11 protein-coding genes and 1 riboswitch are annotated in these 16,220 nt (G+C 49.5%); of the genes, 3 read left to right on the forward strand and 8 right to left on the reverse strand.

What is annotated here, in order from left to right; all coding sequences use genetic code 11:
• Window positions 1-84 precede the first annotated feature (84 nt).
• The 4 genes from rlmKL to mgtE form a co-directional block, all read right to left on the reverse strand.
• The gene (rlmKL, locus tag HRU77_10730; GenBank protein QOJ21123.1) at window positions 85-2,301 is read right to left on the reverse strand and encodes a bifunctional 23S rRNA (guanine(2069)-N(7))-methyltransferase RlmK/23S rRNA (guanine(2445)-N(2))-methyltransferase RlmL; all 2,217 of its coding nucleotides are present in this window, start codon (window positions 2,299-2,301) and stop codon (window positions 85-87) included.
• A 104-nt stretch (window positions 2,302-2,405) separates the two neighbouring features.
• Complete coding sequence (locus HRU77_10735) at window positions 2,406-3,059, reverse strand: NAD(P)H-dependent oxidoreductase (GenBank protein QOJ21124.1); 654 nt, start codon at window positions 3,057-3,059, stop codon at window positions 2,406-2,408.
• Window positions 3,060-3,141: 82 nt separating this feature from the next.
• Entirely contained in the window at window positions 3,142-4,137 is a 996-nt protein-coding gene (locus HRU77_10740) for a hypothetical protein (protein QOJ21125.1), read from the reverse strand.
• 56 nt (window positions 4,138-4,193) lie between these two features.
• Window positions 4,194-5,636: a magnesium transporter gene (gene mgtE, locus HRU77_10745; protein QOJ21126.1), complete on the reverse strand. Its 1,443-nt coding sequence runs from the start codon at window positions 5,634-5,636 to the stop codon at window positions 4,194-4,196.
• Window positions 5,637-6,002: 366 nt separating this feature from the next.
• A riboswitch (cyclic di-GMP riboswitch) is annotated at window positions 6,003-6,089 on the forward strand.
• Window positions 6,090-6,197: 108 nt separating this feature from the next.
• On the opposite strand from mgtE, the gene HRU77_10750 reads away from it, so the two are divergent.
• Window positions 6,198-7,580, forward strand: a complete 1,383-nt coding sequence (locus tag HRU77_10750) for a hypothetical protein (GenBank protein ID QOJ21127.1) — start codon at window positions 6,198-6,200, stop codon at window positions 7,578-7,580.
• An 86-nt stretch (window positions 7,581-7,666) separates the two neighbouring features.
• On the opposite strand, the gene aroE is transcribed toward HRU77_10750, so the two are convergent.
• The 4 genes from aroE to HRU77_10770 all read right to left on the reverse strand — a co-directional run bounded on the left by aroE (window position 7,667) and on the right by HRU77_10770 (window position 12,238).
• Window positions 7,667-8,485, reverse strand: a complete 819-nt coding sequence (gene aroE, locus HRU77_10755) for a shikimate dehydrogenase (GenBank protein ID QOJ21128.1) — start codon at window positions 8,483-8,485, stop codon at window positions 7,667-7,669.
• A 36-nt stretch (window positions 8,486-8,521) separates the two neighbouring features.
• Window positions 8,522-9,352, reverse strand: a complete 831-nt coding sequence (locus tag HRU77_10760; GenBank protein ID QOJ22143.1) for a TonB family protein — start codon at window positions 9,350-9,352, stop codon at window positions 8,522-8,524.
• Window positions 9,353-9,546: 194 nt separating this feature from the next.
• Entirely contained in the window at window positions 9,547-11,403 is a 1,857-nt protein-coding gene (locus tag HRU77_10765) for an RNB domain-containing ribonuclease (GenBank protein QOJ21129.1), read from the reverse strand.
• A gap of 370 nt (window positions 11,404-11,773) precedes the next feature.
• Window positions 11,774-12,238, reverse strand: a complete 465-nt coding sequence (locus tag HRU77_10770) for a DUF721 domain-containing protein (GenBank protein QOJ22144.1) — start codon at window positions 12,236-12,238, stop codon at window positions 11,774-11,776.
• Window positions 12,239-12,268: 30 nt separating this feature from the next.
• On the opposite strand from HRU77_10770, the gene HRU77_10775 reads away from it, so the two are divergent.
• Both HRU77_10775 and secA read left to right on the forward strand, forming a co-directional pair.
• Window positions 12,269-13,186, forward strand: a complete 918-nt coding sequence (locus tag HRU77_10775; protein QOJ21130.1) for a M23 family metallopeptidase — start codon at window positions 12,269-12,271, stop codon at window positions 13,184-13,186.
• Between the two features lie 98 nt (window positions 13,187-13,284).
• Entirely contained in the window at window positions 13,285-16,017 is a 2,733-nt protein-coding gene (gene secA / locus HRU77_10780) for a preprotein translocase subunit SecA (GenBank protein ID QOJ21131.1), read from the forward strand.
• Window positions 16,018-16,220 lie beyond the last annotated feature (203 nt).

Below are 16,220 nucleotides of genomic sequence, written 5' to 3' on the forward strand. Positions count from 1 at the left end.
GAGTACCATCATCAATAATGCCGCATTTAAAACGTGCTGATAATCGATGATTTGTCGATCGAGGTATCTTGCAGGCGCTTTCTTTTATGATGGTTGATCGTGCCGCCGGGAAATCCGCCAACAGTAATGAATTCTGACGTCGCGCTTGAAATCCTCGGGGATCATTTGGCTGCTGATGTCTTCGATGATCAAACCGCTCAATGCGTCCGTGTCCATCTTGAAGCGGCGGAAGTTGGTTGAAAAGTACAAAATACCGCCCGGTGCGAGCAGGGCTGCGGCGTTGCGGATCAGTTGCACGTGATCTTTCTGGATGTCGAAGGCTTCGTCCATTTTCTTGGAATTGGAAAAGGTGGGCGGATCGAGGAAGATTAGGTCGAATTGCTTTTTCCGTTTTGCAGCGGCTTGTGCGGCCAGCCATTCCAGGCAATTGGCGCGCACCAGTTGATGATGATCATCGCCGATGCCGTTGAGGACGAAATTGCGTCTGGCCCAATCCAGATACGTGTTCGACATATCCACCGTGACGCTCGAAACCGCACCGCCAATTGCCGCATGCACTGTGGCGCTGCCGGTGTAGGCGAATAAATTTAAAAAGCGCTTGCCCTTGGCTTGTTGCTGTATCAGCAAGCGCATCGGGCGGTGATCAAGAAACAGCCCGGTGTCGAGATAGTCCTCGAAATTCACCCAAAACTTGCAACCGCTTTCTTCCACGACATGAAAGTGGCGCGAGTCGCCCAATTTTTCGTATTGATCGGTGCTTTTCTGCTTACGGCGTATTTTTAAAAATACTTGTTCAGCAGGAATTTCCAGCACTTGGGGTATTTCCGCCATGATTCCGGCTAGCCGCTGATTCGCTTTGATAGGATCGACCGTTTTCGGCGATTCGTATTCCTGCACGTTGACCCAAGTCTGTTCGCCCTGATAAACATCGATTGCCACAGCGTATTCCGGCAGGTCGGCGTCGTACAGCCGGTAGCAATGAATGTGATTCTGTTTCGCCCACTTGGCCAGTTTCTTCAGATTTTTGCGCAAGCGGTTGGCGAACATCTCCGCTTGGCTGTCGATTTGCCCGGATTGCGCGCGGCGGCTGATGACGTCGATACGTTCCTGCTGCGATTGCGTTTTCGGTTCAAAAAAAGCTTTTTCCTCGATGGCAAAACGCAGCAGTTTGCATTCCAGCGCGCCATTGAACAGCGTGATCGGTTTTTGCGAGCGTATGCCCAGCTTGAAACCCAATTCCGGGTTGCCGATGATCATCGCCGCTTGCCAGCCGGTAAAGCGCTGTTTCAAAACTTCGCCGAAGCGGCGGTAGAGTGCGGCCGCTTGTTCCTCATCGCCGAGCCGCTCGCCGTACGGCGGGTTGCAGACGATCAGACCCTTCGGCCAGCTTTCCGCTGCGGCAGCGTCGGCGATATCGCGTTTTTCGATGTGGATTTTTCCCGCCAATCCGGCGTTCTCGACATGCTGCAACGCGGCGACGACGGTGCGCCGGTCTTGGTCGAATCCGGCGATGACCGGCAATTTACTCAAGCCAATCTCGCGGCGCTGCTGTGCATCGTTCCAGATGCCGCGCCACAGCGCGGGGTCGTGCTGCTTCCAGCCGAGAAAACCGAAATAATCGCGCTGCAATCCCGGTGCGATGTCCGCGGCGATCAACGCGCCTTCCACCAGCAGCGTGCCGGAACCGCACATCGGATCGAGCAGCGAACCGCCTTGCTGGGCGATTTCCGGCCAACCGGCGCGCAGCAGAATCGCCGCCGCCAGATTCTCCTTGATCGGCGCGGCGATGCTGACTTCGCGGTAACCGCGCTTATGCGAACTCTCACCGGACAAATCCAGGCTCAGTTGCGCGGTGTCGTTGTGCAGATAGACGTTGACGCGGATGTCGGGGTACTCGGTATCGACATTGGGACGGCTGCCGAACTTGGCGCGTATTTGGTCGACGATGGCGTCTTTTACTTTGAGCGCGCCGAAATGCGTGTTGTTGATCGCCGCATTGTTCTTGCTGCTGAACGACACCGCCAGGCTGTCGTCGGCGTTCAAATGTGCAGACCAGTCGATGCGCTGCACGCCATCGTAGAGATCCTGCTGCGATTTCACTTCGAAACTGCCGAGCAGCAACAACACGCGGCTCGCGGTGCGCAACCATAAACAAGCTTGATACGCCAGCGCCAGATCGCCTTGAAAAGCTACCCCGGCGAGTTTCTGCTGCACGTTTTTGCCGCCGAGCGCCTCGATTTCATTGGCGAGTATGCCTTCCATCGCTTTCGGCGTGGTGGCGAAGAGTTGGTATTGCGTCATGATTCACGGTGTGTGCGGAATAACCGCGTAGGATACTTGAATGTGCCGCTGCCGCGCTGGCTTTTTTGCATCCGGCGCGGTGCCTGGTGGCTGGTGGCCGGTTTTCAGGGCGTGTTTCTTTGCGCCGGGTTTTTCTTAAAAGCAGGAATCAGCGCTTGCGGGTCGGCTGTCTGCCGCTGCTGTTGTGCGGCGGCGGCCCACCAGGTGAGCTGCGCAAAGGATCGGGCAAAATAGCTCGACCATCTTTCCGCATCAATAGACGCAAGAAAATTGCCGTCTTCAGCGAGCACTTCATGCGCCTTCGGGACATGAATCATCGCCGAAACCGGCAAGCAACCCAATTCCGACAGAAAAGACCGCATCCCCACCGCCGCCCTGACACCGCCCCATTGTCCCGCCGAATACGTGACGATCGCGCTGGGTTTGTACGAAAACAGCGAACTGCCGAAGTGATTGAGCAAATGCGCCAAAGCCGGGCTGAGCGAATGATTGTATTCCGGACTCACCATGACATAGCCATCCGCGGCGGCAATCTTGTCCGCCAAGGATTGGAGTTGAGCGGGTGCTTTGCCCGGCGCATAAGAAAAGTGCGGTTTGAATATCGAACCAAGGTCAAAATCCAGCGGATCGATCAGCTCTACCGAAATGCCGCCTTGATGAAGCTGGGCCACGCAAGCTCTGGCGACTCTTAGACCGAGTCGGGGCGGGTTGGGCGGGGAGCTGCCGCGGACTGTGCCGAGGAAGGTTAGGAAATTCATAGATATTCTAAATTCTTTCTAAATATGGATCTAACGATATTGATGATTAAGCGGTAAACCATCTCCTAGTGTTGGGCTATTCTTAATCAGTGTATCCATCGCCAGAAATATGTGGATTGATTCTAAGTTCTCTTTGGCTGATGCTATCTTGTTTGGGAATGAGTGTGATTTTTCCCGTGGTTGCATCAAAATATCCAAACGCTCTGATGAAGCCGGTTCTATGAGGCTTTTCATCAAAGGTGGATTTGTAGTGAACACTACCGACAATAAACAATCGTGGGAGGCAATCACTGAAATGTATGAGGTCTTTGTTTTCAGCAACTTCCTTGGTTACATGAATGGTAACGTAGATTTTAATCGACTCACCTGGAAAGATCGTAAACCCAATATGATTAGCGATTGGTTTGTACTCAGTAGCCAACTTCAATTGGGCTTGTTTGACTTCATCGACAAAGCCTTCACCAGCATAAAACCCGGGATTCGGATAAACGTTTTGTGCGGGAATGTTACCGACATTTTTGATTTTAAAGACCAGACTAATAGCCCAACGACCATCGCTATCGCGCTTCAAGTCTCCCGCGTGATTCAGCTGAACCTTGATCCATGGTCGGTGGGCTGCAGTGTACTGGTCTCTTCCGAGATTGACAGTTTCAAGTGCGGCGTTAGCCGCTTTGGAAGCGGTTTCGTTGGAGATTTTCATAAGCTTCAATTGGTTTCTGAACATACACAATTGAAAAAAAGCTATTACTACCGCAGAGAGCGATATAAAAAGCCCATAGAGAGCATACATAGCGGCATCTTTGGAAGCATCTCTGGCATCTCCTGCCACTTTGAGTGTTTCAATGTCTATAGCCAATTTCTTCTCGCGTTCTTTTTCTTCTTTTTCGCTTGCCGCTTCTTCTTCATTGGTAGCTAGTTTTTTTATGAAGATAGGCGTGGTCTCGGAACCTGGTTGCTGCTCGGCAGTTTTTTGTATGATGTCTGTCGGTTTCTCATCTATGGCGAAGGCACTTGAGATATTTAATCCGATCAAAATGTAAAACATTAATTTCACAACAGAGCACATGACTGTTTTCACTAAATGTGCTCCTTATTTTGTGGTGAAGTTCTAGCGAGCAATTGCATGTTTCTTATTTACAACAAAAAGACAGTCGCCAATCCCAGAAAAATAAAGAATCCGCCGCTGTCCGTCACGGCAGTGATCATGACGCTGGAGCCGATGGCCGGGTCGCGGCCGAATTTGCGCAGGGTGAGCGGAATCAAGACGCCGAGTAGCGCGGCGAGCAGCAGGTTCAGCACCAGCGCCAGGGTCATGACCAGCCCGAGTTCGGCGTTCTGGTAGATGGCGAAGGTGAACAGGCCGACGATGGTTCCCCACAGCAGGCCGTTAACGATGCTGACGCCGACTTCCTTGCTGATGAGTTTCCAGGCGCTGCTGGTGTTGATTTGATCCAGCGCCAGCGCGCGCACGATCATGGTGATGGTTTGATTGCCGGAGTTGCCGCCGATGCCGGCGATGATCGGCATCAGCGCGGCGAGTGCGACCAGTTTTTCGATGGAATCTTCAAATAGGCCGATGACGCGCGAGGCGACGAACGCGGTGACCAGATTGACGGCCAGCCAGACCCAGCGGTTCTGCACGCTCTTCAAGACCGGCGCGAAAAGATCCTCTTCTTCGCTCAAACCGGCCAGGTTCAACGCTTCGTTTTCAGCTTTGTCGCGGATGAAATCGATCACGGTGTCGACGGTGACGCGGCCCAGCAGTTTGCCGTCGTCATCCACCACGGAAGCGGAAACCAGGTCGTAACGCTCGAACGCATTGGCGGCTTGCTGCGCGACATCATCCGGGTGCAGTGTGATCATTTCCCCGGTCATGACATCGGCGACCAGCGTGTCCGGATCGCTGACCAGCAGGCGGTTGATCAGTAACACGCCTTTCAACTGTTCATTGCGGTCGACCACGAAGAGCTGGTCGGTATGATCCGGCATTTCTTCCAACCGGCGCAGATAGCGCAATACCACTTCCAGCCGCACGTCTTCGCGGATCGTGATGACGTCGAAATCCATTAGGGCGCCGACAGAATCCTCCGGGTACGACATGGCGGCACGTACTTGTTCGCGTTCTTCCACGGGCAGCGAGCGGAAAACATCGTCCATGACCTCCTGCGGCAAATCCGGCGCGAGATCAGCGATCTCGTCGGCGTCGAGATATTCCGCCGCGGCGACCAGTTCCTGGTTGCCCATGTCGGTGATCAGCGTGGCGCGCACGGCATCGGAGGTTTCCAGCAACACTTCACCGTCGCGGTCGGTTTTGACCATGCTCCAGATCAGCAACCGGTCTTCCATCGGCAGCGCTTCGAGGATTAGCGCAATGTCGGCGGGATGGAGCTCATCCAGGAAATGCTGTAGCTCGGACAGGTTTTGCTTTTGCACTGCGGAATGAACCAGCGATTCGTCCGGCGCATCCTGCAGATTCACCAATCCCTCGACCAGCTTGTATTTGCGCAGCAGAAACGTGGCCTGTTGCAGCGGCGTCGGTGCGTCTTCTTGATCGCTGTTGTTATCGGTTTCAGTCATAACGGGTTTGTGCCGGCAAGGCGGTTTTATCGTCGGGAAAATTCAGCCTGTGCTTATACGCTGAATAGTTTGCAATTTGATGACTGGAAAGTATAACCGCCCGCGCTGTACTGGTACTAATAAAATCTTGGATCGGTGGGGTTTTATATCCGGCTTCTTGCCGGATTACGTTTTCCGCGCATTTTGTCGCGCAGTGTTGACGGTTCTTGTTAGTTAATGACAAGAACTGTCATTTCTCTATTGGTTCATTCCCGATCATCTATAAAGAAAATTACATTTAATGTATTTTTTAAATGTATTTTCTTTAGTTGTAAATTAATAAAAAATTTCTGACTGGCATAGTTCGTGCTTGTAAATCTTATTGCAGTATGAAAAAGGCAAACTCTGCGAAAGCAGGGGACGCAAAGTCACTGATCTAACGGGCAAATGCCCCACGATGGCAGGACTGCCAGATAGCGCTCTCGTCTTAATCACGGATGTGATTCGACAAGTGTCGATGAAGAACTTCGACATGCATATCCACGCAGTTCCGTCCTTTTAACTCTAAGGAGGAACCTAATTATGAGTATTAATAATCATGTATTACACACTGTCAGTTTGCCGATATTCAGCAGCAAGCTGCTACAGATAAAAGAATCCGGCACTAATTGCATTACCCGGGCAAATGCCGACATGATAATTATCATGTTATTGCTGCTTACTATCATTAGTTTTACGACTCCTGCGGTCTATGCGGCTAATTTGCTTTTTAGATCGAACCTTGGTTCCGGTATTTCACTTGGATCACCATATAACTTCAGTACTTATGGGGCGTGGCAAGCTATCAACGGTACCGACAAGGAAACCGGATATACTTGGCCGGTTTCTGCCTTGGGTTCAGATTTCTCCGGTGTTCAATTGATTACTGTTGATCCGATTACTTCCTCAACGATTGGAAATTACATAACCAATGAGATCAGGTCGGTTACCGGACCGGATGGAAGACCAGTTAATGAGCTTTTCCAGCAAGTGAAGATAAAATCGCCAGTGGGTGCGGGTGGTACACAAGCTCCACTGGTAATCAACAGGCCTTGGAATATTGGGGATGTCGATAACCTGTACATATCTTACCAGTTTAAGTATCAAGCAGATTTTGAAACACAGTTGGATAGTACAGTACCAGGTGGAAATTGGCGTACTCATTTCGAGTTCAAAACGGGTGGCTATAACAATAGCTGGCCTGGCGATTATCGTATCACCATCTATGTCTATAAGGGATCTGATGGAAAACTTTATTGGGCTACAAAGGGCGATAATGTTGCTAATGGTCCGTTTACGCCGACTGATTACTGGATTGAGACTAATCACGCTGTCCCAGTACCTGTTGACAAGTGGTCTAAATTTGAAGTTTATTGGCACCGGTCAGGCGGCAGCGACGGGCGCTATTGGGCAGCGATCGATGGTCAAGTGATTGTCGATCACCACGGTCCGAATATGGGAGATTACAATCTTCCCATAACCCGGATTTTTGTCAGCAACCCTTATAGTGGTGGTAATGTATCAGTAGATAATCATATGACGGGATTGGAGATATGGAATGACTTTCCCTGCGGCGCAGGGGTGTCTTGTTTTGATGCGGATTCCATTGCCCCTACAGTACCTGCTTCGCTTCTGGCTGCATTGAAAACGATTACAACTACCACCAACACGTCAAAAGGAAAAGGAAAGACAAAATCTTCCTCCTCTGCGCAGGTTACGCTATCTTGGAATGCTTCGTCGGATAATGTAGCCGTTGCGGGATATAACATTTACCGGAACGGGACAAAAATCGCAGTAAGCACTTCGACCGGCTATACCGACTCGTTAGGAGTTGCAACAGGGTCTGTTTATAGCTACACGGTGAAAGCTTTTGATGCGGCGGGCAATATATCGACTGCCAGTAATGTAGCGTCGATTGTCAATTAGAAAAATGCACGGTGATTAAGTCGGCTGTTCGGGTGCCTAATTACCGTGCTTCTTCGATTCTGGATCCACTCACCTGACAGACTGAATCAGATGAATGATTTCAACTGCGCAATGACGGGTTTCGTTTCAGGTCTGATACCGCGCCATAGAAAGAAAGATTCCGCTGCTTGTTCGACCAGCATGCCGATTCCGTCGGCTATTTGTTGCGCTCCGTTTTGCCAGGCGAATTTGAGAAAAGGCGTAGGCTCCGGACGATACATCATGTCATAGGCGAGCGCGGTGTGTGCAAAAATTCCGGCGGGTAATTCGGGTAATGCATCGTGCAAACTGGCGGAAGTTGCGTTGATGATAAGGTCGAAATTCTCGCCGGAGAAATGCATAAAATCGCCAGAAACGATATTGCCGTGGATAATAAATTTTTGTTGCAGTATTTCGGCTTTTTTCGGTGTGCGATTGGCAATCGCAAGTAGCGAGGGGTAGCGCTGAAGGAGCGGCAGAATCACCCCCTGCGCGGCACCGCCCGCTCCCATCAGCAGTATGCGTTTGTCTGCAATGGAAATTCCCAGGTTGCATTCGATGTCACGGACTAATCCTGCGCCATCGGTGTTATCACCGAGAATTTCACTGTTTTCGAATTTAAGCGTATTGACGGCCTGTGCGATGTTTGCCCGTTCGGTTAACCGGGTTGCCAGTTGATAGGCTTCCAGCTTAAACGGCACGGTAACATTCAGGCCCTTGCCACCTTGTTGACGGAAGCTTTCCACGGTTTCACGGAAACCATCCAGCGGCGCCAGAATGGCGGTATATCGCATGGCCTGGCCGGTTTGCTGCGCGAACGCGGTATGGATCAGCGGTGATTTGCTGTGTGCGATGGGGTTGCCGATGACGGCATAGGAATCAAGCATGAGTGGAGCAGCCTCTGGTCATATTTGAATTGATGGTTACTGACTCAATAACATATCCGAGGATGCAAATACCCAAGTGCGGGTGATGTGCAGAATATCCGTATCCTGACTGATGTCCGGCGGGAACGGTGCGAATCCGTTTTGCCCGGCGAGTTTTACGATATTGACGGCCGCCTCATCAAGGACTTTTTCTCCAGAGGAACGGTTGATTTCAATGGATTCCAAGCTGCCGTCGGCGCGGATGCCGACGGTCAGTTGCAGATTACCGTAGAGCTTTTCTTTTCTGGCGGCTTCCGGGTAATTCAAATTACCGATACGTTCGACTTTGAGACGCCAGTCCTCGACATAGCGCGCAAAGCGATATTCTTTGGTGCGCGCGCCGACAAATTTACGTTTAGGGCGTTTCTGGTAGTTGTCATGGTCTTGGTCGACCTGTGCACGCAGGCGGGCAATATCCAGGCTGCGTAGCAGTAATTCGGTGGGATCCATCGCGGCTTGCGGGCTTTCGGCTTCACTTTTTTGCTCAACGGGTTGCGGTATCTGTGGTGTTTCGCTGACGGCCGCCATCAGCTTTTTAGCCTCTTGTTCCAACTGCTTAACTTTTCGTTGCGCTACGCTTTCATTGATGACCGGTTTGCTTTTCGGCAGCACCGGGAAGGGCGTTTTTGCCCGGCGGTCATCATCCGTATTGCCGCCACCGTCCAGATTGTCTTGCGCGAGCAATTGAGATTCTTTCGGTTTCGTCAGCGTCTTGTTATTGACCAGCACGACTTCCAGCGATGAAGCGATTTTGTCCAGCTTCGGCTGGGGAAATTGAAAAGTCACACCGAAAAATATAAAAGCATGCAATAACAGGGAAGCGGCCATCGCGACAGACAAGCGATTGGTTCGCAGGTATTGAGAGCCGTCCGGTGCTACTGACGAGGTTGCGGGTGTTTGAATGGTCACAGCCTAAAGGTCAAGCCTTGAATTAAGTCTATAAACTGGCGAAAGACCGCGCTATTTTAGGTAACAACTTTTCGCTTGTCACATGATTCATTGAAAATTTTTGCAGCGCGCATTCACGCATCCAGTTTTTGCAAAAATTCCGCATGCAGGGTGCGATCCAATAAATCGATTTCGGATAATTTAAGTTTGACATAGGTGCCCGGTGCTACTTCGGGGAGCGACGGAACCCTCGTAACAAATGGAATATGATCCAGTTTTACCAAATTTTCTTTAATCACTTGCGCATCGATGATTTGAATTTTTTCCTGCAACAACCAGCGCAAGCACCAGTAACGTTCCATGGCGCGCTGGAATTCGCCATAAATGCCGTAAGCGGTTTCAAAGTCGCGCATGGCGATTAACAGTTGATTGCTGTTTTTGTCATAAGGGGGAGGTTCATTGCGCAGCATCGCAATGAGTTGCCGCTGATTGATCAAATCAACGTAACGTCTCATCGGCGAACTGCTCCAGGCGTATTGAGAAACACCCAGACCTTGATGGGGAGCAGGGGAAATGCTCATTTTTACTTTGCCGTTGGCCTGACTGCGAAAAATACCGGTGATGCCGGCATCGGTCAATTGTTTTCCCCATTCCGTATTGACATAAATCATTAATTCCGACACCACCTTGTCAATCGGCGAACCACGCCGGCGCTCGCTGATCGTGACATGCTCGCCGTTGATTTCGAAGCTATAGTCGATTTTGTCGCTATTACTGTCATTGGTTTTGCCCCGTTGAGTCTCCATCTTGCAGGCGAATTTCCATAACAAGCTGAATTCCTTGCTGAACGCATGCGTGAAATCGCCCTTGCTTAAGGCGGTTTCGTTGAAGTGCTGCTCCAGCGCATTGTGACGCAGGTTGGCGGCAATTTTGATTTTTTCAAGCCTGCTTTCCGCTCCGATGACAGTGAAATCATCCGCGACATCCAAATACAGGGAGAGCACGGGACACAACTTATTTTCAGCCAGAGTGAAGTGATTGATGACTGAGTCCGGCAGCATGGTGATTTTTTTTCCAGGCAGGTAAACAGTCGATAGTCTTGAGGAAACAACGCTCTCAAGCGGCGATTCGAGGTGGATGCCCAAAGCCGGCGCTGCGATATGGATGCCGATACGGAAACTGCCCAGCGCTAACGGCGTAACCGAAAACGCATCGTCGATTTCTGTTGTTGAGGCGTCGTCGATGCTGAATGCGGCAACATCGGTACAGCGTAAATCGGGCAGAACATCGCCGATCGGGTGTGTTTCCAATTCACCAAAGCCGATGCCTTCGGGAAAATATTCCCGCACAAACTGATCGAAATGATAATCGTGCGAAGATGGAATGGCGCCGCATTTTTCCATCAATTTTGTGACGGTGAGTTTTTTTTCCGCGCAAACGGTTTCAAGCGCTTTCCATTCCAGGGAATTTTTTTCCGGCTTGTAGAGTAAGCTGGTGCTGAGGGGTTTGAATTCCTCGGGCAAAATGAATTGGCTTAATTGCTCGACATAACGCGCTTGTTGCGCTGCTTGCAGACGTTTTTTTTCCTGACCGGCCAACGCGGCTTTCAGTGCATCCGGCGGTGCGGCTTTATAGCGGCCTTGTCCTTTCTTGTAGAAATACATCGGTGCGCTTTGCAGCAGCAGCAACGTGGCGGCCGCCTCAACCGGGCTTGGAGCATGGCCAAAGTAATCGGCCGCAAGCGTATTGCTGGCAAACTCGGTTTCTTGCGGGCAGCATTCCCAGAGAAAATCCGGATCCAGTTCAGCGGCGATTTTTTGCGCATGACTCATGAATTCGGCTAACGGTGGCGTATCGAATCGGAACAGAACGGCTGTTGTCTTGATTTTTGATCGCTTGCCATGAACAGTCTCTATTTGCAGCGAAGTGTTGTTATCAGCCAGAATGGCGCCTACTTTAAAGGTTCCAGCTTCTTCGTAAAAAACATTCATAGGATTGCTTTTCTAGGTTCGATTGAGTGATTGGAACTTAGGTGCTGCATCGGCAGGAGATGATTTGTCATCTAAAATTTAGAAGCTTATAAAATTCGGAGAGACTTCTGTTACGATGAAAAAACTGACCAACAATTTTGCATTATATACGAGACTTCGATTCAACAAAAAAACAGTAGACAACGAGCGTTGCGAATAGTGCCGGTATTTTTTATCAAACTGGGCAGGCTTGCTGATATCGGAAAAGCTGTTGATGCATCATGAAAAACTGTAGGTGAGCCGGAATGAAGTGTAATTTGTTTGCTAGGGTGCGCGGCCGTTTGTGAATGCCGATTTGATTCCCTGTTTTTGTAGGGAAGAAAGGGGCAATTTAATCGTTTGGGTGTTTCTTTACGAACGACTGAATGGCGTTTTTCAATTCGGAATCGGCCAAAGTTGCGGCTAATTGATTCAGGCATGTTTTTCCGGTTTGACTCAGTTTTAATTTGTTAATGATATGTTCTTGATTTGTTGGTTTTTTTGTATTTTTTGAAATGGAATCTGCTTGCACCAAAATTTGAATTGCAGTAATTTCCCAACCTAGCTTTTGCAGCTTGAGCAGCAATGATGGGGAGATCTGCTTGAGCTTCGCGGCAATGGCGCCATTGCCGACCAGTACAGTAAGTCTGCTATCCTTGGTCCGGCCTAAGCTGCAATATTGTGTCAATTGAGCTGGAATAAGCTTAAAAAATGTGGATTGGTCTTCGCGCAATTTTTGGGCCAATTTGAACAGATGCGTATATTCAGGCGTTTTGCCAAGCAAATCGAAATAAGCGTCAACTTTATGAGGGGCCATGGTTATCTCACCAATATCCAATAAAAAAGTATGAATATTATTTTTATTTCCAGTAATTCGGACCGAGCGCGTAAACTAACTTTAACTAAAGCACACATTGTATTATCAATGGGTGCTTTTTTATTCATTATTCTGGTAGCGGCGCTGTGTTTGAATTTCATTTCACTACGCTACGCTGATCGCATCGATGCGCCTGTCTTAAGGGCAGTATTGGTTAATCCGCAAGAAGAGCGGCATCAAAAAATTCAAACGCATTTGCAAGATAATCTGAATCTGATGGCGAGTAAGTTGGGGCAGATGCAGGCGCAACTATTGCGTTTGGATGCATTGGGCGAACGTCTGGCGGAATCTTCCGGTATTCAAGTGCGGGATTTTTCATTTAAGAGAACCCCGGGGCAAGGTGGCGCTCGGAATGACTTGTCATCCGAAGAGCTATCCTTTTCGGAATTTAGCCATAAACTTCAGGAACTGTCGAATATGCTGAATGAAAGAACGGATAAGCTGGGGGCGCTTGATTCCTTATTGCGTTATGACCGGATAACGAAGTTTGTGCTGCCTTCCGAAATGCCCGTTGAGACGGATTGGTATTCTTCCGGTTATGGATACCGGATCGACCCATTTACCGGGAAAAAGGCGTTTCATGAGGGGGTCGATTTTGCTGTGGAGGTGGGTTCGCCGATAAAAGCCGCTGCGGGCGGGGTGGTGATCTATTCAGATCATCATCCTGAGTATGGTAATATGGTTGAGATTGACCATGGCGATGACTTGGTGACTCGATATGCGCACGCATCGAAGCGTTTAGTGAGTCTTGGAGCGGTTGTATTGCAGGGGCAGAAAATAGCTGAAGTAGGCAATACCGGGCGTTCTACGGCACCGCATTTGCATTTCGAAATCCGGCACAAAGATAAACCGCAAAATCCATCCAAATTTTTGAAAAAGCCGGGTTAAATCGGGGTATTAATTTCTCCTGGTTTTTTGCGGGGTGAGAAGTAAGCTCACCCTTTTGTTTTTTAATAAGCTATTCAATACGAAATATTTACAGACTTATGCTAGGTAATCTACTCAAGAAAATTTTCGGCAGCCGCAACGACCGGATGATCAAACAGTATACTCAGGCTGTGCGGACGATCAATGAATTGGAGCCGGCTATTGCGGCGCTGTCGGATGCCGAGTTGCGCGCAAAGACCGATGAATTCAAGCAGCGCATTCAGGATGGCGAAACGCTTGATGCATTACTGCCGGAAGCTTTTGCGGTCATTCGCGAGAGCGGTAAACGCGTGCTGGAGATGCGCCATTTCGATGTGCAGTTGATCGGCGGTATGGTGTTGCACGGCGGTAAGATTGCCGAGATGCGCACAGGTGAAGGTAAAACGCTCATGGCGACTTTACCGGCCTATTTGAATGCATTGTCGGGCAAGGGTGTGCATGTTGTGACAGTGAATGATTACCTGGCGAAGCGCGATGCCGAGTGGATGGGCCGGATCTACCGGTTTCTCGGCATGAGCGTCGGCGTTATTTATTCGCAAATGCCGCACGACGAGAAGCAGGCCGCTTATGCCGCCGATATTACCTACGGCACCAATAATGAGTACGGTTTTGATTATCTGCGCGACAATATGGTGACACACGCGAATGAGCGTGCGCAACGCACGCTTAATTTCGCAATCGTGGATGAAGTGGATTCAATTTTGATCGATGAAGCCCGCACACCTTTGATTATTTCCGGTCAAGCGGAAGGCGATACCGAGATTTACGTGCGTATTAACAAACTCGTTCCGAAGCTGATACGGCAGGAGAAAGAAGATAGTCCGGGCGATTACAGCGTAGATGAAAAATCCCATCAAGTGACGTTGAGTGAAGCAGGCTTCGAGCATGCGGAAGAGTTGCTGGAATCCGCCGGGTTGCTCGAATCGGGATCAAGTCTTTACGATCCCGCCAATATCAATTTAATACATCATCTGAATGCAGGGTTGCGCGCGCATAATTTGTTTTTTCTCGATCAGCATTATGTGGTGCAAAACGGTGAAGTGGTTATCGTCGATGAATTCACCGGGCGTCTGATGGCCGGGCGCCGTTGGTCGGATGGCTTGCATCAAGCGGTAGAGGCCAAGGAAGGCGTGGTTATTCAGAAAGAAAATCAAACGCTCGCTTCCATTACCTTTCAGAATTATTTTCGCATGTATCAGAAACTGTCCGGCATGACGGGCACTGCGGATACCGAGGCCGCCGAGTTTCAGCAAATCTATGGATTGGAAACAATCATTATTCCAACGCATAGACCGATGATTCGTGAAGATCGTATGGATCTGGTGTTTCGTACGATGAAGGAAAAAAATGAAGCGATCGTTCATGAAATCAAGGATTGCTATGAACGCGGCCAGCCGGTTCTGGTAGGTACGACTTCCATTGAGAACAATGAGTTATTATCGAAGCTGCTGAACCGGGAAAAGCTGCAGCATCAAGTGCTGAATGCCAAGCAGCATGCTGGTGAAGCCAGTATCGTTGCGCAGGCTGGGCGGCCGAAAATGATTACGATAGCGACCAATATGGCGGGCCGTGGAACAGATATTGTACTAGGGGGAAATCCTGAGCCGGAGATCGAGCAAATCCGGCATGATGAAAAATTGAGTGACGAAGCAAAAGAAAAACGTATCGCCGAAGTGTACGAAGAATGGAAGCGGATCCATGAAGAAGTATTGAACAAAGGCGGTTTGCATATTATCGGCACGGAACGGCATGAATCGCGGCGCGTGGATAATCAGCTGCGCGGACGTTCGGGGCGGCAGGGAGATCCGGGTTCCAGCCGTTTCTTCCTTTCCTTAGAAGATCCTTTGCTGCGGATTTTTGCGTCGGATCGTGTAGCCAATATCATGACACGCCTAAAAATGCCGGAAGGGGAGGCGATCGAGCATCCATGGGTGACTCGTGCCATTGAAAATGCGCAGCGCAAAGTGGAGGCAAGAAACTTCGATATGCGCAAGCAGTTGCTGGAATACGATGATGTGGCGAATGATCAGCGGCATGTCATTTATCAGCAACGCAATGAGCTGCTGGAAGCGGAGCAGGATATTTCGGAAACCATTACCGCGATTCGTGAGAACGTTTTAACTGATTTATTCAATTCGTATATTCCGCCGCAAAGTGTTGAAGAGCAGTGGGATGTGGCGGGATTGGAAAAAGCGCTTGCAGCCGAATATCAGTTACATTTTTCGCTACATAAATGGCTGGAGGATGACCCAGGATTGCATGAAGAGAGCTTATGCCAGCGCATTATCGATTTTGCAAATGATCATTATCAGGCAAAAGTTGTGCAGATCGGTGCTGAGATTATGCATCACTATGAACGGGTGGTGATGCTGCAGATTCTGGATTCACATTGGCGTGAGCATCTGGCGGCATTGGACCATTTGCGGCAAGGCATTCACCTACGTGGCTATGCGCAGAAGAATCCAAAGCAAGAATATAAGCGTGAGGCTTTTGAGCTTTTCTCGACCATGTTGGAGGAAGTTAAAAGGGAAGCCACAAAAATACTGCTGACTGTGCAAATAAAAAGTGAGCAACAAGTAGAGGCCGTAACGGATACTTTGCGGGCGCCGGAAAATATACAGCTTCACCATGAGGCATACCAGGAATCAGAGGCGGAGGCAACGCAGTATGCGGGAGTGGAAGAGGAGAAAACGCAACCTTTCGTGCGCCAAAACGAGAAAGTGGGGCGCAATCAACCTTGTCCATGCGGTTCGGGCAAGAAATATAAGCAGTGCCATGGAAAGATAAAATAGTTTATTGTAAACAATGGTATGGCGTAATACTGATTGATTGATCTGTTGCTCGTGGAAATCTTCCAAGATTTCTATAATCCTTAAAACGATTGTGGTATACTGCGCGCCAGTTTGTATGATGTAAATTAACGAGTGAAATTAATAGGGATTGAAAAAAGCTTTTTCTTTTTTGTATTTAACTTTACGAAAAAATATTACTGATG

The sequence above is a fragment of the Gammaproteobacteria bacterium genome (assembly GCA_015709615.1).
Lineage (GTDB): Bacteria > Pseudomonadota > Gammaproteobacteria > Burkholderiales > Nitrosomonadaceae > Nitrosomonas.